This window comes from Stenotrophomonas acidaminiphila (assembly GCF_014109845.1).
GTDB classification, from domain to species: Bacteria; Pseudomonadota; Gammaproteobacteria; order Xanthomonadales; family Xanthomonadaceae; genus Stenotrophomonas; species Stenotrophomonas acidaminiphila.
The window spans coordinates 2942931-2966448 of sequence record NZ_CP043567.1; the positions used below are offsets into that span (position 1 = coordinate 2942931).

The window sequence follows — 23518 nt, forward strand, 5'->3', positions numbered from 1 at the left end:
GCCGGCGCGCACGACGAGCGCGGCCACTGCCGGGGTTGCAACCGTGTCCCGCGGCCGGGCGGTACACTGCGGGCACGTTTTCAATGCGCGCGCCCCGATGAACGAACTCCTGTCCCCGGCCCACGCCACTGCGCTCGATGCCGCCGATCCCCTGCGCCACCTGCGCGGCCAGTTCCTGTTCCCGCAACACCAGGGGGCCGACCAGGCCTACTTCGTCGGCAACTCGCTCGGCCTGCAGCCGCGCGGCGCGCAGGCGATGGTGCAGGAGGTGATGGACCTGTGGGCGCGCATCGCGGTCGAAGGCCATTTCACCGGCCCGACCCACTGGATGAACTACCACCGCCTGGTGCGCGACGCGCTGGCCCGCGTGGTCGGTGCGCAGCCCGTGGAAGTGGTGGCGATGAACACGCTGAGCGTGAACCTGCACCTGATGATGGTCAGTTTCTACCGGCCGACCCGCGAGCGCCCGGCGATCCTGATGGAAGCCGGCGCGTTTCCCACCGACCGCCATGCGGTCGAAGCGCAGATCCGCTTCCACGGTTTCGACCCGGCCACCGACCTGATCGAAGTGCAGCCGGACCAGACCAACGGCACGCTGTCGATGGCCGCGGTCGAGCGCGCATTGGGCCGAGCACGGCCGGCGCGTGGCGCTGGTGCTGTGGCCGGGCGTGCAGTACCGCACCGGCCAGGCGTTCGACCTGGACGCGATCACCCGGCTGGCGCGCGCGCACGGCGCCAATATCGGTTTCGACCTCGCCCATTCGGTCGGCAACGTGCCGCTGGCGCTGCATGACGTGGCCCCCGACTTCGCGGTGTGGTGCCACTACAAGTATCTCAACGGCGGCCCGGGCGCGGTCGCCGGCTGCTTCGTGCATGAGCGCCATGCCCGTGACACCACCCTGCCGCGCTTCGCCGGCTGGTGGGGCCATGAGCAGGCCACGCGCTTCCGCATGGCCCCGGAGTTCGTACCCGAGCTCGGCGCCGAGGGGTGGCAGCTGAGCAATCCGCCGGTACTGGGACTGGCGCCGCTGCGCGCGTCGCTGGAGCTGTTCGACCAGGCCGGCATGCAGGCGCTGCGGGCCAAGTCGCTGCGGCTGACCGGCTACCTGGAAACGCTGGTACGCGCGCGCCTGTCCAGCGTGCTGCAGATCATCACCCCCGCCGAGCCGGAGCGGCGCGGCTGCCAGCTGTCGCTGCGCGTGGCCGGCGGGCGCGAACAGGGACGCTCGCTGTTCGAGTACCTGCAGTCGGTCGGCGTGCTCGGCGACTGGCGCGAACCCGACGTGATCCGCATTTCCCCGACCCCGATGTACAACCGCTACCGCGACGTGCTGCGCTTCGTCGAGGAAGTGGAAGCCTGGGCCGGCCCCTGATCCACCGGAAACACTGAATTGAACCCTTCCCCCCCGCGTCACCTGACCCTGATCGGCGCCGGCCTGGCCGGCTCGCTGCTCGCCATCCTGCTCTCCCGCCGCGGCTGGCGCGTCACCGTCTACGAGCGCCGTGGCGATCCGCGGGTGGCCGACTACGAAAGCGGCCGCTCGATCAACCTGGCGCTGGCCGAGCGCGGGCGCAACGCGCTGCGCCATGCCGGCGTCGAGGACGCGGTGATGGCGCGCACGGTGATGATGCGCGGGCGCATGGTGCACCCGCGCGATGGCGGCCCGCCGCAACTGCAGCGCTACGGCCGCGACGACAGCGAAGTGATCTGGTCGGTGCACCGCAAGGACCTCAACGTCACCCTGCTGCAACTGGCCGAGGACGCCGGCGCACGCTTCCATTTCCACCGCCGCCTGCATACGGTGGATTTCGATGCCGGCTATGCGCGCTTCATCGACGACCGCGACGACAGCCCGCACGACATCCACTTCGACACCCCGCTGGTCGGCGCCGACGGCGCCGGTTCGGCGCTGCGCGCGGCGATGAACCGCAAGTCGCCGCTGGGCGAGCGCACCGAGTTCCTGGACCACTCCTACAAGGAACTGGAGATCCCGCCCGGCGCCGATGGCGGCTTCCAGATCGAGGCCAACGCCCTGCACATCTGGCCGCGCGGCCGCTACATGTGCATCGCCCTGCCCAACGACGAAGGCACCTTCACCGTCACCCTGTTCCTGCCCAACGAAGGCGACCCGGGTTTCTCCAGCGTACGCAGCGGCGCCGAGGCCGAGGCGCTGTTCGCCCGCGAGTTCGCCGATGCGCTGCCGTTGATCCCGCACCTGCGCCGGGATTGGGAGCAGCATCCGCCCGGGCTGCTGGGCACCCTGTACCTGGAACGCTGGCACCTGGGCGGCAAGGCGGTGCTGCTGGGCGACGCCGCGCACGCGATGGTGCCGTTCCACGGCCAGGGCATGAACTGCGCCTTCGAGGACTGCGTCGCACTGGCGGAACTGCTGGAGGCGCACCCGGACACCGCGCAGGCATTCGCCGCGTTCGAGAGCGAGCGCAAGCCCAACGCCGCGGCGATCCAGCAGATGGCGCTGGACAACTACCTGGAGATGCGCGACCACGTCGCCGACCCGGCCTTCCTGCTGCAGCGCGAACTGGAGCAGGAGTTGCAGCGGCGCTGGCCGACGCGCTTCGTGCCGCACTACACCATGGTGACCTTCCTGCACACGCCGTATGCGCTGGCGCTGGAACGCACCCGGCTGCAGCAGCGGATCCTGGCCGAGGCCACCGCCGGCCATGCCAGCCTGGCCGGCATCGACTGGCCCGCGCTGGAGCGCACCATCTTCGCCCAGCTGCCGGTCCTGGAGGGCGCGCACTGATGGCACGCATCGGCCAGCGCCCCATCGCACCGGCATCGCGGCCACGGTAACCTCCCATGCCCGACACCTTCCTGTTCTACGACCTCGAGACCTTCGGCCAGGACCCGCGCCGCACCCGCATCGCGCAGTTCGCGGCGGTGCGCACCGATGCGCAACTGCAGGTGGTGGAGGAGCCGGTGAGCTTCTTCGTCAGGCCGGCCGACGACCTGCTGCCCTCGCCCATCGCCACCCTGATCACCGGCATCACCCCGCAGCACGCGCTGACCGAGGGCCTGGGCGAAGCCGAGGCGTTCGCGCGCATCAACGAACTGATGGCGCGTCCGCAGACCTGCACGCTGGGCTACAACACGCTGCGTTTCGACGACGAATTCGTCCGCCACGGCCTGTTCCGCAACTTCTTCGATCCGTACGAGCGCGAGTGGCGCGGCGGCAATTCGCGCTGGGACCTGCTGGACATGCTGCGGCTGGTGCACGCGCTGCGCCCTGAGGGCATCCACTGGCCACGGCGCGAGGATGGCGCCACCTCGTTCAAGCTCGAGCACCTGGCGCTGGCCAACGGCGTGCGCCAGGGCGATGCGCATGAGGCGCTGTCCGACGTGCACGCCACCATCGGCATGGCCCGCGCGTTCCGGCAGGCGCAGCCGCGCATGTGGGACTACGCGCTGAAGCTGCGCGACAAGCGCTTCACCGCCAGCCTGCTGGACGTGGTGGCGATGCAGCCGGCGCTGCACATCTCGATGCGCTACCCCGCCAGCCGCCTGTGCGCGGCGCCGGTGCTGCCGTTGGCGACCCACCCGCACATCGGCAACCGGGTGATCGTGTTCGACCTGGACGGCGATCCGCAGATGCTGCTCGACCTGTCCGTGGAGGAGATCGCGCAGCGGCTGTACACCCGCGCCGCCGACCTGCCCGAGGGCCAGCAGCGCATTCCGCTCAAGGAAGTGCACCTGAACAAGGTGCCGGCGCTGGTGGCCTGGAATCATCTGCGCGCGCCCGACTTCGAGCGGCTGGGCATCGACCCGGTGGCGACCGAGTCACGCGCCGCGCAGTTGCGCGCACACGGCCCGGCGCTGGCCGAGAAGGTGCGCCGGGTGTTCGCCCGCGAGCGTCCGGCCGAGGGTCCGCCCGATCCCGATGGCGCGCTGTACGACGGCTTCCTGGCCGAGGGTGACCGGGCACAGCTGGCGCGCGTGCGCGCCTGCCCGCCCGAGGCGCTGGCGCAGATGGCCGGCAGCTTCCGCGACCCGCGCCTGCCGGAGCTGTTGTTCCGCTATCGCGCACGCAACCACCCGCAGACCCTGGACGCCGGCGAGCGCGCGCGCTGGGACGGCTATCGCCGCCAGCGCCTGCTGGAGAGCCCCGGGCTCGGCGAGCAGACCCTGCCCGATTACTTCGCGCAGGTTCTTGCCCTGCGTACCGAACACCACGACAACCCCGCCGCGCTGGCCCTGCTCGATGCGCTGGACCAGTGGGGCCAGAACCTGCAGCAATCGCTATGAGCCGATACTTCAGCGACGCCAGTTTCACCTTCCTGCGCGGACTCGCCCGCCACAACGAGAAGCCGTGGTTCGCCGAGCACAAGCACGCGTACGAGGAACACGTGCGGCAGCCGTTCCTGCGCCTGATCGCCGACCTGCAACCGGACCTGGCGCAGGTCAGCGCGCATTTCCGCGCAGACCCGCGCACCGTCGGCGGCTCGTTGTTCCGCATCTACCGCGACTCGCGCTTCTCCAACGACAAGACGCCGTACAAGACCTGGCAGGGCGCGCGCCTGTTCCATGAGCGCCGCAAGCAGGTGCCGGCGCCGTCGTATTACATCCACCTGGCACCGGGCGAGAGCTTCGTGGGTGCCGGCATCTGGCACCCGGAGCCGGATACGCAACGCCGCATCCGCCAGTTCATCTTCGACAACCCCGGCAGCTGGAAGGCAGCCGCGCATGCGCCGGCCACGCGCCGCCGCTACGCGTTCGAAACCAGCGAGAAACTGGTACGCGCACCGCGCGGGTTCCCGGCCGATTTCGAGTTCATCGACGACCTCAAGCATCGCAACTGGGTGCTGTGGCGCCCGTTGGACGACACGCTCATGACCGGCCCGCGGCTGCGCCAGAGCCTGGCCGCCGACCTCGCCGCGCTGGGGCCGTTCGTCGACTACCTGTGCGCGGCGCTGGACCTGGAGTTCTGAGCGCACGCAGGGATTCACGCCACGCCGGTGGATTTGCGGCACCCTAGCGGGCAACGCCCGACGGAGCCGCCGCCATGGCCGCCATCCATCACCAGATCTGGATCGACGCACCGCTGGCCACCGTACACGCCGGCCTGGCCACCGCGCAGGGACTCGGGCGCTGGTGGGTCGCCCACACCGCCAGCGTGATCGACGGCGACGCCGTGCTCAGCCACAACCCGGGGCCGGCGCATGGCGTGGTTGCCATGAAGGTGCTGGAAACCTCCGCGCACTGCGTGCGCTGGGAGGTGATCAGCCGGCACCCGGTACAGAGCCCGGCCTCGGCGTGGACCGGCACCGAGATCCGCTTCGAACTGTCGCGCCGCGCCAGTCCCGGCGCCTGGCGCGGCCTGCCGCATGAGGGCGAACCGATGACGGTGCTCGAGTTCCGCCACCTGGGCTGGGACCCGGACAGCGAGTTCCTCGGCTTCTGCAGCCAGGCGTGGGCCGAGACCCTGGTGCTGCTGCGGCGCTGGGCCGAATCCCACCCCGGACGGCCGGCCTGAGCCGGGGAGCGCGACGATGAAGAAATGGCTGCTGCCGACCATCGCCCTGCTGCTGGCGCTGCTCGCCGGCTACGTGGCCGCCGGCCCCTGGCTGGCGATCCGCGGCATCTCCGAGGCGATCGAACAGCGCGACGCCGCGCGACTTGCCCGGCATGTCGATTTCCCGGCGTTGCGGATCAACCTCAAGGCGCAACTCGACGACCAGTTGGTGCGGCGCGCCGGCAGCGACATGCAGTCCAGCCTGTTCGGCGTCATGGCGCTGGGCGTGGCCGGCCGCCTGACCGGCGCGGCGGTGGACGTGATGGTCACCCCCGCCGGCATCTCCGCCCTGCTGCAGGGGCATGGAGTGTGGAAGCGCGCCACTGGCGATACCGCCGACGGCGACACCTGGGGGCCGCCCGCGCCGGCCCGCCCGCTGCAGGGCGCGCGCGGGCGCTACGAATCGCTGTCCCGCTTCACCGCTACCCGGCCGCTCGACGATGGCGGCAGCGTGGTTTTCGTGCTGTCCCGCCAGGGGCTGCGCTGGCGCCTGACCGACATCACCCTGCCCCTGGACGCACCGCACTGAGCCCCCTGCCGCGCCGCCCCGGGGGCTCGGGCCTTGGCGCACGAGACAGGGCCAGGATGGCGTTGCCTGAGCACTGCGTTCGCCATCGCTCCACATCGATCGCGGGCGCGATCGATCCTGCGCATGCCGGAAACGGCACGGTGCGTGAAACCGGCCTTGCCGCAAGGTGTTAGCATGGCCGGGCAGGCAATGCCTGCCCCGCGCGTTCCGCGCAGCCGCCCAGGCAGTTGCCCGCTCCGCTCCCTTTCCTGCGTCATCCGCTCCGGTGCGTCCGGGCGGCCGCTCAACGGGAGTCTCCATGACCGCACATTCCATCCGCGAAACACCGGCATCGCGCCGGCCCGGCATCGGCGTCGCCAGGCATCTGCCCGCAAGGGCGCAGGCAGCGCACGACCTGCGTGGAGACGGGGCCTGAACCCGTCATCCAGGCAGGCTGCTGCCAGCGTCCACTGCACGTCCTGCGACGCGGTCTGCTGCCGCCTGACCGTGGTGCTGGACAGCGAAGACGACGTGCCCGCGCACATGACCACCCGGCTCCACGGGCTGCGGGTCATGGCCCGCGATCCGGAGGGCTGGTGCGTGGCCGTGGACGGGCAGCGGATGAACTGCCGGATCCATGCAAGCCGGCCGGCGGTCTGCAGATCCTTCGCCATGGGCGGGCCCTGCTGCCGCTCGGTGCGCGCGGCATACGCGCGCTCCGGAAGCCGCACCATCGAATCGACACTGGCATGAGGAGAGCACATGAGTACACCGCGCAAATCCGGCTCCATCGCACCGAGGAAAACGACGTCGGCCTTCGCCGGCCCCTCCGCATCCGGACCTTTGACCCGTGAGCGCATTGCCGAGGACCTGGCCGCGTTCGACCGCGCCGGCGGAAAGATAGAAACGCTCGGCAACACCCCGTTGCGCGGCAAGGTCGAAAGCCCGAAACCGCCCGGCCGTGGCGGCAAGGCGCCGGCTGCCGAGCGCACCCCGGAAAAGACCTGACCCTCCCCTCCCCCGACGGACGACGACCTTGGCCAAGATCAACTACTCATACGAAAAGCGCCAGCGCGAGCTGGCCAAGAAGAAGCAGAAGGACGAAAAGCTCGCCAGGAAGCGCGCCCCAAACGGTCCCCAGGCAACCGATCCGGCCGACCCGCCGGCATCCGCGTCCTGACGGCCATGGCCACGCCCGCCCGGCCGGTGCAGGGCTCCGCACCGCGCCGCGGCGCGGGATCGACGGACGCCATGCCACGCTGACGCGCGGGCGTGGCATGGAAGCGCCACCGGCGCGCCGGTGCCCTGGCGGCATCCGCCAGCCAGCGGGCACGGGCAAAGACCGGCGGCCGCATGCATGCCGCCCACGCCTGCGCCTGCCGGATGCGGGCGGCCCTCGCCCGATGGCGCCTGCGCGCCACGCGCGACCGCAACGAAAAAGCCCGGCGCGAGGCCGGGCTTTCCGATCACGGCGATTGCCGGTCAGTTCAGACCACGCGGACCTGGTCGGCCTGCATGCCCTTCTGGCCCTTCACCGCCACGTAGGTGACCTTCTGGCCTTCCTGCAGCGACTTGAAGCCGGACGATTCGATCGAACGGAAGTGGACGAACAGGTCTTCACCGCCGCCGTCCTGGGTGATGAAACCAAAACCCTTGGCGTCGTTGAACCACTTCACGGTACCGGTCTGGGACTGGGACATTTCAATACTCCTTGTTGCGGATGGGCGCCGCGGACTGCGGCAGGACGCTGATTCCAAGGAGAATTGAGAAGCGGGTGCAACAGTGTAGAAGGCAACCTCTACAGCATCGGGCCACGATTCAAGGTGACCCTTGTCATTCAGCGCGACCACGGTAGAGGCTTGGCGCGCGCAAAGCAAATCTGGTGCTGGCCGCGGTTCAGCCTCGGGCGCCAGGCACGCACTACATCGTGACCGGCGCGCCGGCTGCCGGCCGCGCATCCGCCGGCGCGGAACTCAGTGCGGCGCGGACCGTGCCCAGGCCTGCGACAGCCGCCGGAAACCGGCACGCAGCTGCCCCCGTGCCGCCCATGGCAACGCCGCCAGCGCGGCATCGACCGGCGCCGGATGCGGCGTGCCGTTCCACGCAATCGCGACCTTGTTGCTCATGCCCGGCTCGTCCAGCTTCAGCACGCGGCCGTCGAAACTGCGCCGCAGCCGCGCCAGGTGCGCGCGGGTGTCGGTGTCGTAGAGGTTGCTGGCCATGACCCCGTCGGCACCCAGCGCGGCGCGACAATCGTCATAGAACGCCTGGGTGGACAGCGCCGCGGGAATGCCGTGCGCATCGTAGGCATCGAGCAGCAGCAGGTCGAAGCGGCCGCGCTGGCCACGCAGCCAGCGCGCGCCATCGACGCATGCCACGTGCAACCGCGCGTCGTCGGCCGGGATGCGGAACGCATCGCGCAGCGCGATCACCCCGGCATTGTTCTCGGCCACCTCGATGCATGCCTGCGGCAGGTGACGATGGCAGAACTTGGCCTGCGCACCACCACCGAGCCCGATGATGCCGATGCGCTGCGGTGCCGGATGCAGCCACAGCGCGGCGAGCATGGTGCGGGTGTAACCGACGTGCAGGCGCTGCGGGAACCAGCGCGACATCCGGGTCTGGGTGACGTCGCCCTGGAACTGCAGCTCCACGTGCCGCCAGGTACGGTGCACGTGCGCGCCTCCGCCGCCGCTCATCCGGCGCGGTCGGCGTTGGCGATACCGTGCGGCACGTGACCGGCGGCGACGCTGTGGTGCTGGCGCGCGCTGTCGATGTTGTGCTGGGAGTCGTCGAAGAAGATGTCGGCGCCGAAGGCTTCCAGGAACGGCCCCTTGTGGCGTCCGCCGAGGAACAACGCCTCGTCCAGGCGCACGCCCCACTCGCGCAGGGTGCGGATCACCCGCTCATGCGCCGGCGCCGAGCGCGCGGTGACCAGCGCGGTGCGGATCGGCGCCTCCTCGCCCGCCGGGAACGCGGCCTGCAACGCGTGCAGGGCCGACAGGAAGCTGCGGAACGGCCCGCCGCTGAGCGGCGCGTGCGCGTTCTCGCGCTCGTGGCGGCCGAAGGCTTCCACGCCGTGCTCGCGCGAGATGCGCTCGCCCTCGTCGCCGAAGATCACCGCATCGCCATCGAAGGCGATGCGCAGCTGCGCCGGCGGCCGGCCGGTGTCGGTGGCCGCCGCCGCGGATACCTCGCCGGGACCGCGCGGCAGGATGGTGGCCGCGGCGATGCCGTGCACCAGCGCGCGCCGCACCGATTCAGGGTTGGCGGACAGGAACAGGTCGGTACCGAACGGTTTGACGTACGGCCAGGTCGGCTCGCCGGCGGTGAAGGTCGCGCGCACGATGCCCAGCCCGTAGTGCTGGATCGAATTGAAGATGCGCAGCCCGGTATCGGCCGAATTGCGCGAGAGCAGGATCACCTCCACCCGCGGCGTCTCCATGGGAGCGCCCTCGTTCAGCGCCAGCAGCTTGCGCACCACCGGGAAGGCCACCCCCGGCTTGAGCACGTCGTCCTCGTGTTCGCGCTGGTATGCGGCGTAGGCCTCCACGCCCTCGCGCTCGAACAGCGCATGCCCTTCCTCGAGGTCGAACAGCGCCCGCGAGGTCACTGCCACCGTCAACAGCCTGGGAGTGTTGTCACCCATGTTCCTGATCCATTGCCTTGCCGTTGCCGGCGTTGTTGCCCGCGCACCCGCTCAGAACATGAACTGTTCGCTGAGGATGCGTTCTTCCAGATTGTGTTCGGGGTCGAACAGCAGCGTCACCTGGCGTTCGCGCGACTCGCGGATGGTGACTTCCACCACGTCGCGGGTCTCGTGCGAGTCGGCGGTGACGCTGACCGGCCGCTTGTAGGGGTCGAGCACCCGGAAGCGCACCTCGGTCTCGGCCTTGAGGATGGCCCCGCGCCAGCGCCGCGGCCGGTACGGTGCCAGCGGCGTCAAGGCGATGGTGTTCGAACCCAGCGGCAGGATCGGCCCGTGCGCCGAGTAATTGTAGGCGGTGCTGCCGGCCGGGGTGGAGACCAGCACGCCGTCGCAGATCAGCTCCTCCACGCGCTGCTGGCCGTTGAGGTCGATGCCGATGTGCGCCGCCTGCCGCGTCTGCCGCAGCATCGACACGTCGTTATAGGCCAGCGAGCCGACCGTGGTGCCGGATTCGGTGCGCGCGATCATCTCCAGCGGGCGCAGGTGCGCCGGCTCCGCCTGCGACAGCCGATGCAGCAGGTCGTCGTCGCGATGGTGGTTCATGAGGAAGCCGACCGTGCCCAGCTTCATGCCGAACACCGGCTTGCCCATGCTGCCGAAGCGGTGCAGCGTCTGCAGCATGAAGCCATCGCCGCCCAGCGGGCAGAGCACGTCGGCCGCATCCGGGGCGTGGTCGCCATAGCGTGCGGCCAGGCGTTCACGCGCCTGCTGCGCGGCGTCGGTACTGCTGGCGAGAAAGGCGATGCGGGGGGACATGGCCATCGTCGGTTGCGGTGAGGATTACCGAGGATAACCCGCAATCGCGAACCCTGCCTTTGCCGGGAGCCGGGAGCCGGAAAGCACCGCGGCCGGGGCCGCTCCTGCCGCAACATCCGTTGCCTGCACAGAAGCGGCCCTGGCCGCAGTGCTTCATCCGGCAGGTGCCGACCAACGGTCGGCACCTCTCTGTCAACGTTCTGGAGCAAAGCCCCCTTTGTTAAGGGGGTGCGGCGACAGCCGCGGAGATAGGCAAACCGAGGGCGGTGCCAACAGTTCGCGGCGCGAATTTTTGGGTCGGGCCGGTAAAACCGGCCCGACCACGGGGTCAAACCCCGTGCGCGGCCAACTGGCCCAGGCGCTGCACCGCGACCGAGACGGTCGGGTAGTCCAGCGTCTTCTGCTCGGCCAGTTCGGCCAGCATCGCCAGGGTGAAGCGCAGGCTGCTGTCGTCGCGGCCCAGCCACGCGGCCACCTTGGCCTCGGCGTTGCCGCCCTTCATCGACAGCACCTGGCCGGCCAGGTTGCGCTGGTGCGCGGCCAGTTCGTCGCGCAGCACGCCACGGGCGACCGCGTGCCAGCGGCCGTTGACCTCCAGCGCGTCGATCTGCTCGAACAGCCACGGCATCTGCAGGGCTTCGCCCAGGCGGAAATGGACCTTGGACACGTCCACCGGCTTGAGCTTGCGGGTACGGGCCAGCTCGATGATGTCGAACGCCGGCTCCAGGAACTGCAGCTCGGACAGCTGCTGCGCCAGTGCCGCCGGCAGGCCCTTCTCCTTCCACTGCTTGACGCTGGCCTCGTAGGCCGGGCGCTGCGAATCCGGCAGCACGCCCGAAGCGACGCGGATGTCGTTGAACGGCCCCTGGTAGCGCTCGACCGCGGCGGTGATGCCCGGCATCGCGCCCGGACGGTTCAGCAGCCAGCGCACGAACGAACGCTGCAGCTTCCAGATCACTTCCAGGGCATCGACCTGCACGGCCTCGGGCAGGGTGCCGTCGAGCGCGTCGATCTGCGTCCACAGCGCGCGCGCATCCAGCGTCTCGCGGCTGATGGTGTAGGCCTTGGCGACCTCGGCCACGCTGCGGCCGGTGTCTTCCTGCATGCGCATCAGGAAGGTGGCGCCCATGCGGTTGATGGTCTGGTTGGTCACCGCGGTGGCGATGATCTCGCGCTTCAGGCGGTGGCCGTTCATCGCGTCGGCGTACTTCTTCTGCAACGGCTGCGGGAAGTAGCGCAGCAGCTCCTTGGACAGGTACGGATCTTCCGGGATGTCCGATTCCAGCAGCTGCTGGAAGGCGACGATCTTGGAATAGGACAGCAGCACCGCCAGTTCCGGACGGGTCAGGCCCTGGCCACGCACCTTGCGCGCGGACAGCTCGGCGTCGGAGGGCAGGAACTCGATCTGGCGATCGAGCAGGCCCTGCTGCTCCAGCGTGCGGATGAAGTGCTGCTTGGAGCCCAGGCGCTTGACGCTCATCCGCTCCATCAGGCTGATGGCCTGGTTCTGGCGGTAATTGTCCATCAGCACCAGCCCGGCGACCTCGTCGGTCATCGACGCCAGCAGCTTGTTGCGCTGTTCGACGGTGAGCTTCTTGGCCCGCACCACGTCGTTGAGCAGGATCTTGATGTTGACCTCGTGGTCGGAGGTATCAACGCCGGCGGAGTTGTCGATGAAGTCGGTGTTGAGCAGCACGCCGTTGTGCGCGGCCTCGATGCGGCCGAGCTGGGTCATGCCCAGGTTGCCGCCCTCGCCCACGATCTTGCAGCGCAGCTCGCCGCCATTGACGCGCAGGCCATTGTTGGCGCGGTCGCCGACGTCGGCGTTGCTCTCGCTGGCCGACTTCACGTAGGTGCCGATGCCGCCGTTCCACACCAGGTCCACCGGCGCCTTGAGCGCGGCGTTGATCAGATCGGTCGGGGTCATCGACTTGATGCCGGCGTCGATGCCCAGCGCCTCGCGCACCTGCGGGGTGATCTCGATCGACTTGAGCGAGCGCGGGTACACGCCGCCACCCTTGCTGATCAGCTTGGCATCGTAGTCCGCCCAGCTCGAACGCGGCACCTTGAACATGCGCGCGCGTTCCTTGAAGGACGACGCCGCCACCGGGTTCGGATCGAGGAAGATGTGGCGGTGGTCGAACGCGCACACCAGGCGGATGTGCTCGGACAGCAGCATGCCGTTGCCGAACACGTCGCCGGACATGTCGCCGATGCCGACCACGGTGAAGTCCTGCTTCTGGCAGTCGCGGCCCAGCGCACGGAAGTGGCGCTTGACCGACTCCCACGCACCGCGCGCGGTGATGCCCATGCCCTTGTGGTCATAGCCCACCGAGCCGCCCGAGGCGAAGGCGTCGTCCAGCCAGAAGCCATGCGCGCGGGCGATGCCGTTGGCGGTGTCGGAGAACGTCGCGGTGCCCTTGTCGGCGGCGACCACCAGGTACGGATCGTCCTGGTCGTGGCGCACCACGCCCTGCGGCGGCACGATCTTGTTGCCGACGATGTTGTCGGTGATGTCCAGCAGGCCGTTGATGAAGCGCTTGTAGCAGGCCACGCCCTCGGCGAACCATGCATCGCGGTCCAGCGCCGGATCCGGCAGCTGCTTGGCGTAGAAACCGCCCTTGGAGCCGACCGGCACGATCACCGTGTTCTTCACCATCTGCGCCTTGACCAGGCCCAGCACCTCGGTGCGGAAATCCTCGCGGCGGTCGGACCAGCGCAGGCCGCCACGGGCCACCGGGCCGAAGCGCAGGTGGGTGCCTTCCACGCGCGGGCCGCACACGAAGATCTCGCGGTACGGGCGCGGCTTGGGCAGGTCCGGCACCTTGGCCGCATCGAACTTGAAGCTGATGTAGTCGGCCGGGCCGCCGTCGGCGCGCAGACCGTCCTTGCGCGGCATGTAGTAGCTGGTGCGCAGCGTGGCCTGGATCACGCCGATGAAGCTGCGCAGGATGCGGTCCTCGTCCAGGCTGGACACGCCGTCCAGCAGCTTGACCAGGGTGTCGTGGACCAGCGCCATGCGCGCGTCGCGGCTGCCGCCGCGCGCCTTGACCACGCCCTCGAGCAGCTTGATGGTGGCGGCATCGCCGCCGGCCAGCGCCTTGAACTGCGCCAACTGCGCATCGGCCGTGGCCTTGTCGGTGGCCGGTGCCGGGTCGAAGCGGGCTTCGAACAGCTCCACGATCAGCCGCGCCAGCAGCGGGTAGCGGTTGAAGGTGCCTTCGACGTAGGCCTGCGAGAACGGCACGCCGATCTGCAGCAGGTACTTGCAGTAGCCGCGCAGCATCGAGACCTGGCGCCAGTCCAGGCCGGTGGCCAGCACCAGGCGGTTGAAGCCGTCGTTCTCGGCCTCGCCGTGCCACACCCGGGCGAAGGCGTCGGCGAAGGCCGCGCTGGCGGCGGTCGCATCGATGGCGCCGACGGTCGATTCGACCTCGAAGTCCTGCACGTAGACCGGCGCGTCGTCCACCATCAGGCGGTACGGACGTTCGGCGATCACGCGCAGGCCCATGTTCTCCATCATCGGCAGCACGTCGGACAGCGGGATGTCCTTGAGCTGGCGGTACAGCTTCATGCGCAGGCCATCGGCACCTTCGCGGTGGATGGTCTGCAGGCTCAGGCGCAGGTCGTCCGGACCGGTCAGCGCGTCGAGCTGGACCACGTCGGCGGCGGCGATCTCGGCGCTGGAGTCCTCGATGTAACCGGCCGGCAGCGCCTTGCCGATGCGCGAGGCGATGCGCAGGCCTTCGCTTTCGCCGTGGCGGCCGACCAGCGCCTCGCGCAGGTCGTCCTGCCAGTTGCGCAGCACGTGGGCCAGGCGCTTCTCCAGGCCGTCGGTGTCCAGGTCCAGGCTCTGCCCGGCCTTCGGGCGCACGATCAGGTGCACCTGCGCCAGCGGCGAGTCGCCCAGCACCACGCTGGAATCCACGTACTCACCCTGCAGCGCATCGCGCAGCAGGCCCTCGATGCGCAGGCGCACGTCGGTGTTGAAGCGTTCGCGCGGCAGGAACACCAGCGCGGAAATGAAGCGGCTGAACTTGTCGCGGCGCAGGAACAGGCGGCTGCGCACGCGCTCCTGCAGGCCCAGCACGCCGATCGCGGTGCGGAACAGTTCGTCCTCGCTGGACTGGAACAGCTCCTCGCGCGGCAGCGATTCGAGGATGTGGCGCAGCGCCTTGCCGCTGTGGCTGGACGGGCTCAGGCCCGAGCGCTTCATCACGTTCTCGTAGCGCTGGCGCACCAGCGGGATTTCCCACGGGCGGCGGTTGTAGGCGCTGGAGGTGAACAGGCCGAGGAAGCGCTGCTCGCCGATGATGCGGCCCTTGGCGTCGAATTCCAGCACGCCGATGTAATCCATGTAGCCGCCGCGGTGGATCCGCGAACGGGCGTTGGTCTTGGTCAGGATCAGCGCGTCGGTCAGGCCGCTGGTGGTGTTCAGGCCCTGCGCCGCCAGCCCCTTGACCGGGCGCGCCACCGAGGTGTCCTTGCCGCGCATCAGGCCCAGGCCGGTGCCGTTCTGCGCCGCCAGCACGTCCTCGCGGCCCTGCTTCTCGACCTTGTATTCACGGTAGCCGAAGAAGGTGAAATGGTTGTCCGCGGCCCAGCGCAGGAACTCCTGCGCCTCCTGGCGCGACTCATCGCTCACCGGCAGGGTGCGCTGGCCCAGGTCGTCGGCCAGGGCCAGCGCCTTGTCGCGCATCGGCTCCCAGTCCTTGACGATGGCGCGCACGTCTTCCAGCGCCTCGTTCACGCGCCTGGCCACTGCTTCCATGGCGTCGGCCGGCTGCCGGTCGATCTCCAGCAGCATCACCGACTCCAGCGCGCCCTCGCCCACGGCGGTGAGCTTGCCGGCCTTGTCGCGACCCAGCGCGATCACCGGGTGGCCCAGCACGTGCACGCCAACGCCCATGTCGGCCAGCGCCAGCGACACCGTATCCACCAGGAACGGCATGTCGTCATTGACGATCTGCAGCACGGTGTGGGCGGTTTCCCAGCCGTCGGTCTTCAGGCCCGGATTGAACACGCGGACATTGGCCTTGCCCGGCTTGCGCACGCGGGCGAACTCGAGCATGCCGGCGGCCAGCGCCGCCCAGTCCTCGGCGCGATGCGCGCCGAACTCATCAGTCTCCATGCGCTTGTAGAACGCCGAGGCGAAGGCCACCGCCTGGGCCTGGGCCGCGGCGGGGTAACGCTTGCGCAAAGCCGCAAAAACCGGCTCCAGGGACAGGCCGGCCTCGGAGACACTCTGCTTGGCAGCCGGTTGGGATTTCGTTTTTGCGGACTTGGCAGCGTTGTTTTGCGATTTCATGGTTGAGCTTTCAGTGGGCTCCTGGGGAGGCGCGATTGTAGCTCCCGCCATTCGAAGAGCATTGTTGCAGGGCCGCAATCGGCCCCTCGAAACACCCCCGAAAATCAATGCAAATTATTGTTTTTAAACAACAAAATGACGCGCATTACGCTTTGTCCGACGAACCACGCCCAGCCTGGAAAAACCCGTTTTCGCGCCGCTTTACCAATTGTAAACTGGACGGTATAGTCCAAATCGTGCATTCCACCCCCTCCCGACCCACGCCTGCCGAGGCGCGCGACCAGCGCGTTTTCGACGCCGTGCGCGAGCTGCTCGCGACCCAGGGCATGCACCTGAGCATGGACGCGGTGGCCGCCTACGTGGGCTGCTCCAAACAGACCCTCTACAGCCGCTATGGCAGCAAGCGCGAACTGCTCAGCCTGGCGATGCGGCGGCATGCCAGCGTCGCCGCCGCCCCGCTGGCCGCCGGCGACGCGCGCCCGTTGCGTGAGGTACTGTTGGATTTCGCCGTGCACTATCTGGAACACCGCAACCAGCCGCGCGTCCGCCAGGCCGCGCAGGTGATCGCCAGCGGCACCCTGGAGTTCCGCGAGGAGGCGCGCGCGCTCTACCACGACAGTGCCGACGTGCTCCGCGACCAGTTGGCTGAATGGATGCGAACCGAGATGGCCCGCGGCCGCGTCATCCATGACGATGCGCATTTCATGGCTGAAATGTTAATAAGCATGATCGCTGGCCAGGATTTCGAACGACAACGGTTCCACGCTCCCTACCGCGACGCCCCAGAGTTGCGCCGCCGGTGGGCCGAATTCGCCGTTGATGCCTTCCTGCGCGCCTTCCCGGCGCCGCCGGCCGGCATCCCCGGCACTCGCTAAACAACCTCCGGAGTTTCACGATGACCTCCCCGCTCCGCATCCTCGCCCTTACCGGCGCCCTGGCCCTGGGCCTGACCGCCTGCAAGAAGCCCCAGGAACAGGCCGCCCCGCCGCCGCCGGACGTCGGTGTCATCGAAGCCAGGGCGCAGACCCTGCCGCTGCAGCGGGAACTGGTCGGCCGGCTGTCGCCGTTCCGCTCGGCCGATGTGCGCGCACGGGTTTCCGGGGTGCTGCTCAAGCGCGCCTATGAAGAAGGCAGCGCGGTGAAGGAAGGCCAGTTGCTGTTCCAGATCGACCCGGCGCCGCTGCGCGCCTCGCTGGCCTCGGCCGAAGCGGCGCTGGCCGCGGCCCGTGCCAGCCATGCCAACGCCAGGACCACCGCCGAGCGCGCGCGCTCGCTGGCGCCGCAGAGCTACGTGTCCAAGTCCGACCTGGACAACGCCGAGGCCGCCGAACGCACCACCGCCGCGGCCGTGCAGCAGGCGCAGGCCGCCGTGGCCACCGCCCGCATCAACCTGGGCTATGCCAACGTCACCTCGCCCATCGCCGGCGTGGCCGGCAAGCAGCAGGTGACCGAGGGCGCACTGGTTGGACAGGGCGAGGCGACCCTGCTGACCACCGTCGACCAGGTCGATCCGCTGTACGTCAACTTCTCGATGACCGCCGACGAACTGAGCGCGCTGCGTGCCGCCCAGGACAAGGGCGCGGTGGCCCTGGCCGGCGATGGCAGGACCACGGTGCAGGTGAACCTGCCCGACGGTACCCCGTACACCCACCAGGGCACGCTGGACTTCTCGGCCACCACGGTCGACCCGGCCACCGGCGCGGTCTCGCTGCGCGCGCAGCTGCCCAACCCCGAACGCACCCTGCTGCCTGGCTCGTTCGTCAGCTTCAAGGCCAACCTGGGCGAGCGCAAGAACGCCTTCCTGATCCCGCAGCAGGCGGTACTGCGCGACACCCGCGGTGGCTACGTGCTGGTCGTGGGCAGCGACGGCAACGTGGTCCGCAAGGACGTGGTGCTGGACGGCCAGCAGAACGGCAGCTGGCTGGTCTCCTCCGGCCTGGCCGGCGGCGACAAGGTCATCGTCTCGGGCGTGCAGAAGGTCAAGGAAGGCGCGCCGGCCAAGCCCTCGCCGTGGCAGCCGGCCGCGGCCAAGCCCGCCGCCAAGCCCGCCGCCGCGCCGGCTCCGGCCAAGTAAGGGAAACGGGAACCCGCCATGCCTAAATTCTTCATCGACCACCCGGTATTCGCCTGGGTGGTGGCCATCCTGATCTCGCTCGGCGGGCGTGATCTCGATCCTCAACCTGGGCGTGGAGTCCTACCCCAGCGTCGCCCCGCCGCAGGTCACCGTCAGCGCCACCTATCCCGGCGCCAGTGCCGCCACCGCGGAGAAATCGGTCACCCAGGTGATCGAGCAGCAGCTGACCGGCATCGACAACCTGGTCTACTTCAGCTCGTCCTCGTCCTCGACCGGCCGCGTCTCCATCACCCTGACCTTCGACAGCGGCACCGACCCGGACATCGCCCAGGTGCAGGTGCAGAACAAGGTCGCGCTGGCGACCCCGCGGCTGCCCTCGGAAGTGACCAAGCAGGGCGTGGTGGTGGCCAAGGCCAACGCCGGCTTCCTGATGGCCATCGGCGTGCGCTCGGACGACGGCTCGGTGGACCGCGACGCGCTCAACGACATCGTCGGTTCGCGCGTGCTCGACCAGATCTCGCGCGTGCCGGGCGTCGGCAGTACCCAGCAGTTCGGTTCCGAGTACGCCATGCGCATCTGGCTCAACCCGGAGAAGCTGCAGGGCTACCACCTGTCGGCCACCGACGTGTACAACGCCATCGGCACCCAGAACCTGCAGTTCGCCGCCGGTTCGGTGGGCGGCGACCCCGCCCCGAACGGCCAGGCGTTCACCGCCACCGTCGCCGCCGAGGGCCGCTACAGCTCGCCGGAGGAGTTCGAGAACACCATCCTGCGGGCGAACGCCGACGGCAGCGTGGTGCGCCTCAAGGACGTTGCCAGCGTCGCCTTCGGCGCCTCCAACTATGGCTTCGACACCCGCTACAACGGCAAGCCGGTGGCCGCGTTCGCGGTGCAGCTGCTGCCCGGCGCCAATGCCCTGGACGTGTCCAAGGCGGTACGCGCCAAGATGGACGACCTCGCCCCCAGCTTCCCGCCGGGGGTGAGCTGGTTCACCCCGTTCGACAGCACCACCTTCGTCAACATCTCCATCAAGGAGGTGGTCAACACGCTGGTGGAAGCCGTCGTGCTGGTGTTCCTGGTGATGCTGATCTTCCTGCAGAACTTCCGCGCGACGATCATCCCCACCCTGGTCATCCCGGTGGCCCTGCTCGGCACCTTCATGGGCATGCTGGCGATCGGCTTCACCATCAACCAGCTGACCCTGTTCGCGATGGTGCTGGCGATCGGCATCGTGGTCGACGACGCGATCGTGGTGATCGAGAACGTCGAACGCATCATGAGCGAGGACAAGCTCGACCCCAAGCCGGCCACGCAGAAGGCGATGGGCCAGATCACCGGCGCGGTGGTGGCGATCACCGTGGTGCTGGCCGCGGTGTTCATTCCCAGCGCCATGCAGCCCGGCGCCTCGGGCGAGATCTACAAGCAGTTCGCGCTGACCATCGCCATGTCGATGGGCTTCTCGGCGCTGCTGGCGCTGAGCTTCACCCCGGCACTGTGCGCGGCCTTCCTCAAGCCGACCCACAACGACAGGCCGAACTGGATCTACCGCACCTTCAACACCTATTACGGCAAGCTGGAAAAAAGCTATGTCGGCAGCGTCGGCAGCGTCATCCGCCACAGCCCGCGCTGGCTGATGGTGTTCGCGCTGCTGCTGGTGCTGTGCGGCTTCCTGTTCACCCGCCTGCCCGGCAGCTTCCTGCCGGAAGAGGACCAGGGCTATGCGCTGGCCATCGTGCAGTTGCCGCCGGGCGCGACCAAGACCCGCACCTCGGTGGTGTTCGACCAGTTGCTGGGGATGATGAAGGACGACCCGTCCTTCGAGGGCATGATGCAGGTCACCGGCTTCAGCTTCGTCGGTTCCGGCGAGAACGTCGGCATGGCCTTCATCCGCCTCAAGGACTGGGACGCGCGCAAGGAGACCGCGCCGGAGTTCATCCAGAAGATGAACGGCAAGGCGTTCGTCGGCATCAAGGACGCGCAGGTGTTCTTCGTCAACCTGCCCACCGTGCAGGGCCTGGGCCAGTTCGGCGGTTTCGACATGTGGCTGCAGGACCGCGCCGGCGCCGGCCAGGATGCCCTGATGGAGGCGCGCAACACCCTCATCGGCGCGGCATCGGCCGACAAGTCGCTGGTCGGCGTGCGCCCCAACACGCTGGAGAACGCGCCGCAACTGCAGCTGAAGGTGGACCGCGTGCAGGCCCAGGCCATGGGTGTGTCGGTCAACGACGTCTACACCGCGATCCAGATGATGCTGGCACCGGTGTACGTCAACGACTTCTTCTACGGCGGCCGCATCAAGCGCGTGAACATGCAGGCCGATGCCGCCTACCGCACCGGGCCCGAATCGCTGCGCAGCTACTACGTGCCCAGCGCGCTGAGCAAGGACGCCGACGGCCAGCGCTCGATGATCCCGCTCAGCACGGTGGTCAAGTCCGAGTGGATCTACGCGCCGCCGGCGCTGAGCCGCTACAACGGCTACTCGGCGGTGAACATCGTCGGCTCGCCGGCCCCGGGCGGCAGCTCCGGACAGGCGATGGCGACCATGGAGAACCTGGTGCGCAACGACCTGCCCAACGGCTTCGGCTACGACTGGAGCGGCATGTCCTACCAGGAAATCCTGGCCGGCAACGCCGCGGCGCTGCTGATGGTGCTGTCGGTGGTGGTGGTGTTCCTGTGCCTGGCCGCGCTGTACGAAAGCTGGTCGATCCCGGTCTCGGTGCTGCTGGTGGTGCCGGTCGGCATCCTCGGCGCGGTGGTGTTCTCGCTGCTGCGCGGCCTGCCCAACGACCTGTACTTCAAGATCGGCATGGTGACGGTCATTGGCCTGGCCGCGAAGAACGCGATCCTGATCGTGGAGTTCGCGGTGGAACAGCGCGCCGCCGGCAAGACGTTGCGCGAGGCCGCGATCGAAGCGGCGCACCTGCGCTTCCGGCCGATCCTGATGACCTCGTTCGCGTTCATCCTGGGCGTGCTGCCGATGGCCATCTCCACCGGCGCCGGCGCCAACGCCCGCCACTCGCTGGGTACCGGCGTCATCGGCGGCATGCTGTTCGCCACCGTCATCGGCGTGCTGCTGATCCCGCTGTTCTTCGTCACCGTGCGCCGCGTGCTCGGCGACAAGCTGGACGAGCCGTCCAGGCAGTTCATCGAGCAGCACAAGGTGCGTACGGTGCAGCAGGACCGTTGACCGGACCTGGATCCTGAAACGACGAAGCCCCGGCAATGCCGGGGCTTCTTGTTTGTTCCTCAACCGGCGGCTGGACCGCCGACTCCCGCTACGCCGGGGCCCGCCCGGCATCCGCCGGCGGCTCAGCGCACGCCGGTTTCGTTGCGGGCGATGACCAGGCGCTGGATCTCGCTGGTGCCTTCGTAGATCTCGGTGATCTTGGCGTCGCGGAAGTAGCGCTCCAGCGGCATTTCCCTGGAATAGCCCATGCCGCCATGGATCTGCACGGCCTGGTGGGCGATCCACATCGCCGCTTCCGAGGCGGTGAGCTTGGCGACCGCGGCTTCGGTGGAGAAGCGCTTGCCCTGGGCCTTGGTCCAGGCCGCGCGCAGGGTCAGCAGCAGCGCCGCGTCCAGCTTGCACTTCATGTCGGCGATCTTGGCCTGGATCATCTGGAAGCTGCCGATCGGCGCGCCGAAGGACTTGCGCTCGCGCACGTAGGCCAGCGACGCCTCGTAGGCGGCGCGGGCGATGCCCACCGCCTGCGCGGCGATGCCGATGCGGCCGGAGTCGAGCAGGCCCATGGCGATCTTGAAGCCCTGCCCCTCGGCACCGATCACGTCCTCGGCGCGGGCCACGTAGTCCTGGAACTCGATCTCGCAGGTGGCCGAGGCGCGCACGCCGAGCTTGGGCTCGGTCTTGCCGCGGCCGAAGCCCGGGCGGGTGGTGTCGATCATGAAGGCGGTGATGCCGCGCGCGCCCTGCGACGGGTCGGTCATCGCGAACAGCACGATGTAGCGTGCCACCGGGCCGGAGGTGATCCAGCTCTTCTGGCCGTTGATCACATACGAGCCGTCGGCCTGCTTCACCGCGCGGCAGCGCATGGCGGTGGCGTCGGAGCCGGACTGCGATTCGGTCAGGGCGAAGGCGCCGATCTCGCGGCCCTCGGCGATCGCGCGCACGTACAGCTGCTTCTGTTCCTCGCTGCCGTGGCTGAGCACGGCGTTGCAGAACAGCGAGTTGTTGACCGACATGATGGTTGCGTGCGCGGCATCGGCGGCGGACACCTCGATGATCGCCAGCACGCTGGACACCGGGTCCATGCCCGCACCGCCGTACTCGACGGGTACCTCGATGCCCATCAGGCCGTTCTCGCCGAGCAGGCGGATGTTCTCCAGCGGATATTCGCCGGTGGCATCGTGGTGCTCGGCACTGGGGCCGATCTTCTCTTGGGCGATGCGGCGGGCGACATCCTGCAGCATCAGTTGTTCGTCGGAAAAGCTGAAATCCACTACACCCCTCCCAGGGCATTACGAAGTTGCGATTGTAACTGTTGCCGTGATCGGCAAAGAGGGGGTCCGGCCGCGGCAGACGGCGCTGGGTGGGCAGCGCCATTCACGTCGACCTGCGAGCCCGTTCACCCGGCCCACGCAGGCCGCGCCTTGACCCTGCCGCGCCGCAGCAGCAAAATATCTCTCTATCTCGATAGGTAGATATTTATGGATCTGGAAGACTGGTCGACCCGCCTGAAGGTGTTCGCCGACGCCACCCGCGTGCGCCTGCTGACGCTGCTGGAACAGGAAGAGCTGACCGTGGCCGAGCTGTCGGCCATCACCACGCTGGCGCAGCCGCGCGTGTCCACCCACCTGGCCCGCCTGAAGGAAGCCGGGCTGGTGCGCGATCGCCGCGCCGGGGTATCGGCCTACTACCGCTTCGACGACGCCGCGCTGGATCCGGCGCAGCGCGCATTGTGGCATGCGCTGAGCAACGGCAGCGACGACCCGCTGCTGCGCCAGGACGCCGAGCGGGTGCCGTCGGTGCTGGCGATGCGCGCGGCCGACCAGAACTGGGCCGACAGCGTGGCCGGCGACATGGAACGCCACTACTCGCCCGGACGCACCTGGGAAGCGCTGGCACGCAGCGCGCTGCCGCTGCTGGAAACCGGCGACGTGCTCGACATCGCCTCCGGCGACGGCGTGCTGGCCGAACTGCTGGCCCCGCACGCGCAGCGCTATGTCTGCATCGACACCAGCGCGCGCGTGGTCGCCGCGGCCAGCGAGCGCCTGCGCAGGCTGCCCAACGTGGAAGTGCGCGAGGGCGACATGCACCAGCTGCCGTTCGACGACGGCAGCTTCGACCTGGTGGTGCTGATGCATGCCCTCACCTACGCCAGCCACCCGTCCAGGGCGGTGGCCGAAGGCGCGCGGGTGCTGCGCCCGGGCGGGCGGCTGATGCTGTGCAGCCTGGCCCGCCACGAGCACAAGGCCGCGGTGGAAGCCTACGGCCACGTCAACCTCGGCTTCACCGGCAAGGAACTGCGCAGGTTCGTCGAAAAGGCCGGGCTGGAGGTGTCCAGCCTGGAAACCGTCACCCGCGAGAAGCGCCCGCCGCATTTCGAGGTGATCTCGCTGATCGCCCACCGCCCCTGAGTGGGCGTACCCGTCCTCTCCCTGATTCCCCCCACGG

17 protein-coding genes and 2 pseudogenes are annotated in these 23518 nt (G+C 69.0%); 13 read left to right on the top strand and 6 right to left on the bottom strand.

Features of this window, described 5'->3' with window-relative positions:
- Positions 1-97: 97 nt before the first annotated feature.
- From kynU to F0P95_RS13480, 9 genes and pseudogenes are all read left to right on the top strand, one after another.
- Positions 98-1373, top strand: a pseudogene (gene kynU, locus F0P95_RS13440) (kynureninase).
- Between the two features lie 18 nt (positions 1374-1391).
- Complete coding sequence (locus F0P95_RS13445; protein ID WP_182334650.1) at positions 1392-2765, top strand: FAD-dependent oxidoreductase; 1374 nt, start codon at positions 1392-1394, stop codon at positions 2763-2765.
- 56 nt (positions 2766-2821) lie between these two features.
- Positions 2822-4264: an exodeoxyribonuclease I gene (gene sbcB / locus F0P95_RS13450; protein ID WP_182334651.1), complete on the top strand. Its 1443-nt coding sequence runs from the start codon at positions 2822-2824 to the stop codon at positions 4262-4264.
- Positions 4261-4947 (top strand): DUF2461 domain-containing protein, encoded by a 687-nt coding sequence (locus F0P95_RS13455; RefSeq protein WP_182334652.1) that lies wholly within the window; start codon positions 4261-4263, stop codon positions 4945-4947. Before sbcB ends, F0P95_RS13455 begins: the two co-directional genes overlap by 4 nt.
- Before the next feature lie 74 nt (positions 4948-5021).
- On the top strand, positions 5022-5492 hold the full coding sequence (locus tag F0P95_RS13460; RefSeq protein ID WP_182334653.1) for an SRPBCC family protein: 471 nt from the start codon (positions 5022-5024) through the stop codon (positions 5490-5492).
- A 16-nt stretch (positions 5493-5508) separates the two neighbouring features.
- Entirely contained in the window at positions 5509-6060 is a 552-nt protein-coding gene (locus F0P95_RS13465; protein ID WP_182334654.1) for a DUF2939 domain-containing protein, read from the top strand.
- Between the two features lie 330 nt (positions 6061-6390).
- Positions 6391-6792, top strand: coding sequence for a YkgJ family cysteine cluster protein (locus F0P95_RS17565; protein WP_425515937.1), 402 nt, complete (start codon positions 6391-6393; stop codon positions 6790-6792).
- Positions 6793-6801: 9 nt separating this feature from the next.
- Complete coding sequence (locus F0P95_RS13475; protein ID WP_182337075.1) at positions 6802-7047, top strand: hypothetical protein; 246 nt, start codon at positions 6802-6804, stop codon at positions 7045-7047.
- Between the two features lie 28 nt (positions 7048-7075).
- Positions 7076-7219 (top strand): hypothetical protein, encoded by a 144-nt coding sequence (locus F0P95_RS13480; RefSeq protein WP_182334655.1) that lies wholly within the window; start codon positions 7076-7078, stop codon positions 7217-7219.
- A 307-nt stretch (positions 7220-7526) separates the two neighbouring features.
- On the opposite strand, the gene F0P95_RS13485 is transcribed toward F0P95_RS13480, so the two are convergent.
- The 5 genes from F0P95_RS13485 to F0P95_RS13505 form a co-directional block, all read right to left on the bottom strand.
- Positions 7527-7739, bottom strand: a complete 213-nt coding sequence (locus tag F0P95_RS13485; RefSeq protein WP_054666511.1) for a cold-shock protein — start codon at positions 7737-7739, stop codon at positions 7527-7529.
- A 273-nt stretch (positions 7740-8012) separates the two neighbouring features.
- Complete coding sequence (locus F0P95_RS13490) at positions 8013-8714, bottom strand: class I SAM-dependent methyltransferase (protein ID WP_232528688.1); 702 nt, start codon at positions 8712-8714, stop codon at positions 8013-8015.
- A 20-nt stretch (positions 8715-8734) separates the two neighbouring features.
- Entirely contained in the window at positions 8735-9688 is a 954-nt protein-coding gene (locus F0P95_RS13495; protein ID WP_054666515.1) for a 5'-nucleotidase, read from the bottom strand.
- Positions 9689-9739: 51 nt separating this feature from the next.
- On the bottom strand, positions 9740-10510 hold the full coding sequence (locus F0P95_RS13500; protein ID WP_182334657.1) for an NAD kinase: 771 nt from the start codon (positions 10508-10510) through the stop codon (positions 9740-9742).
- A gap of 322 nt (positions 10511-10832) precedes the next feature.
- Positions 10833-15812 (bottom strand): NAD-glutamate dehydrogenase, encoded by a 4980-nt coding sequence (locus F0P95_RS13505; RefSeq protein ID WP_182334658.1) that lies wholly within the window; start codon positions 15810-15812, stop codon positions 10833-10835.
- Between the two features lie 107 nt (positions 15813-15919).
- Here F0P95_RS13505 and F0P95_RS13510 point away from each other — a divergent pair, with 107 nt between their 5' ends.
- The 3 genes and pseudogenes from F0P95_RS13510 (at position 15920) to F0P95_RS13520 (ending at position 21073) form a co-directional block, all read left to right on the top strand.
- Positions 15920-16687, top strand: a complete 768-nt coding sequence (locus F0P95_RS13510; RefSeq protein ID WP_182334659.1) for a TetR/AcrR family transcriptional regulator — start codon at positions 15920-15922, stop codon at positions 16685-16687.
- A gap of 20 nt (positions 16688-16707) precedes the next feature.
- On the top strand, positions 16708-17886 hold the full coding sequence (locus F0P95_RS13515; RefSeq protein WP_182334660.1) for an efflux RND transporter periplasmic adaptor subunit: 1179 nt from the start codon (positions 16708-16710) through the stop codon (positions 17884-17886).
- A gap of 18 nt (positions 17887-17904) precedes the next feature.
- Positions 17905-21073 (top strand): annotated as a pseudogene (locus F0P95_RS13520) (multidrug efflux RND transporter permease subunit).
- Between the two features lie 122 nt (positions 21074-21195).
- Here the strand turns inward: F0P95_RS13520 and F0P95_RS13525 are convergent.
- Positions 21196-22344, bottom strand: coding sequence for an acyl-CoA dehydrogenase family protein (locus F0P95_RS13525; protein WP_182334661.1), 1149 nt, complete (start codon positions 22342-22344; stop codon positions 21196-21198).
- 207 nt (positions 22345-22551) lie between these two features.
- On the opposite strand from F0P95_RS13525, the gene F0P95_RS13530 reads away from it, so the two are divergent.
- Positions 22552-23481, top strand: a complete 930-nt coding sequence (locus tag F0P95_RS13530; protein WP_182334662.1) for an ArsR/SmtB family transcription factor — start codon at positions 22552-22554, stop codon at positions 23479-23481.
- The last annotated feature ends 37 nt before the right edge of the window (positions 23482-23518 follow it).

Bases quoted from the DNA above. Each gene is read 5' to 3' on its own strand.
- sbcB (WP_182334651.1), top strand. From the start codon at position 2,822: ATGCCCGACACCTTCCTGTTCTACGACCTCGAGACCTTCGGCCAGGAC.
- F0P95_RS13455 (WP_182334652.1), top strand. From the start codon at position 4,261: ATGAGCCGATACTTCAGCGACGCCAGTTTCACCTTCCTGCGCGGACTC.
- F0P95_RS13460 (WP_182334653.1), top strand. From the start codon at position 5,022: ATGGCCGCCATCCATCACCAGATCTGGATCGACGCACCGCTGGCCACC.
- F0P95_RS13465 (WP_182334654.1), top strand. From the start codon at position 5,509: ATGAAGAAATGGCTGCTGCCGACCATCGCCCTGCTGCTGGCGCTGCTC.
- F0P95_RS13475 (WP_182337075.1), top strand. From the start codon at position 6,802: ATGAGTACACCGCGCAAATCCGGCTCCATCGCACCGAGGAAAACGACG.
- F0P95_RS13485 (WP_054666511.1), bottom strand. From the start codon at position 7,739: ATGTCCCAGTCCCAGACCGGTACCGTGAAGTGGTTCAACGACGCCAAG.
- F0P95_RS13495 (WP_054666515.1), bottom strand. From the start codon at position 9,688: ATGGGTGACAACACTCCCAGGCTGTTGACGGTGGCAGTGACCTCGCGG.
- F0P95_RS13500 (WP_182334657.1), bottom strand. From the start codon at position 10,510: ATGGCCATGTCCCCCCGCATCGCCTTTCTCGCCAGCAGTACCGACGCC.
- F0P95_RS13505 (WP_182334658.1), bottom strand. From the start codon at position 15,812: ATGAAATCGCAAAACAACGCTGCCAAGTCCGCAAAAACGAAATCCCAA.
- F0P95_RS13510 (WP_182334659.1), top strand. From the start codon at position 15,920: ATGCAAATTATTGTTTTTAAACAACAAAATGACGCGCATTACGCTTTG.
- F0P95_RS13515 (WP_182334660.1), top strand. From the start codon at position 16,708: ATGACCTCCCCGCTCCGCATCCTCGCCCTTACCGGCGCCCTGGCCCTG.
- F0P95_RS13530 (WP_182334662.1), top strand. From the start codon at position 22,552: ATGGATCTGGAAGACTGGTCGACCCGCCTGAAGGTGTTCGCCGACGCC.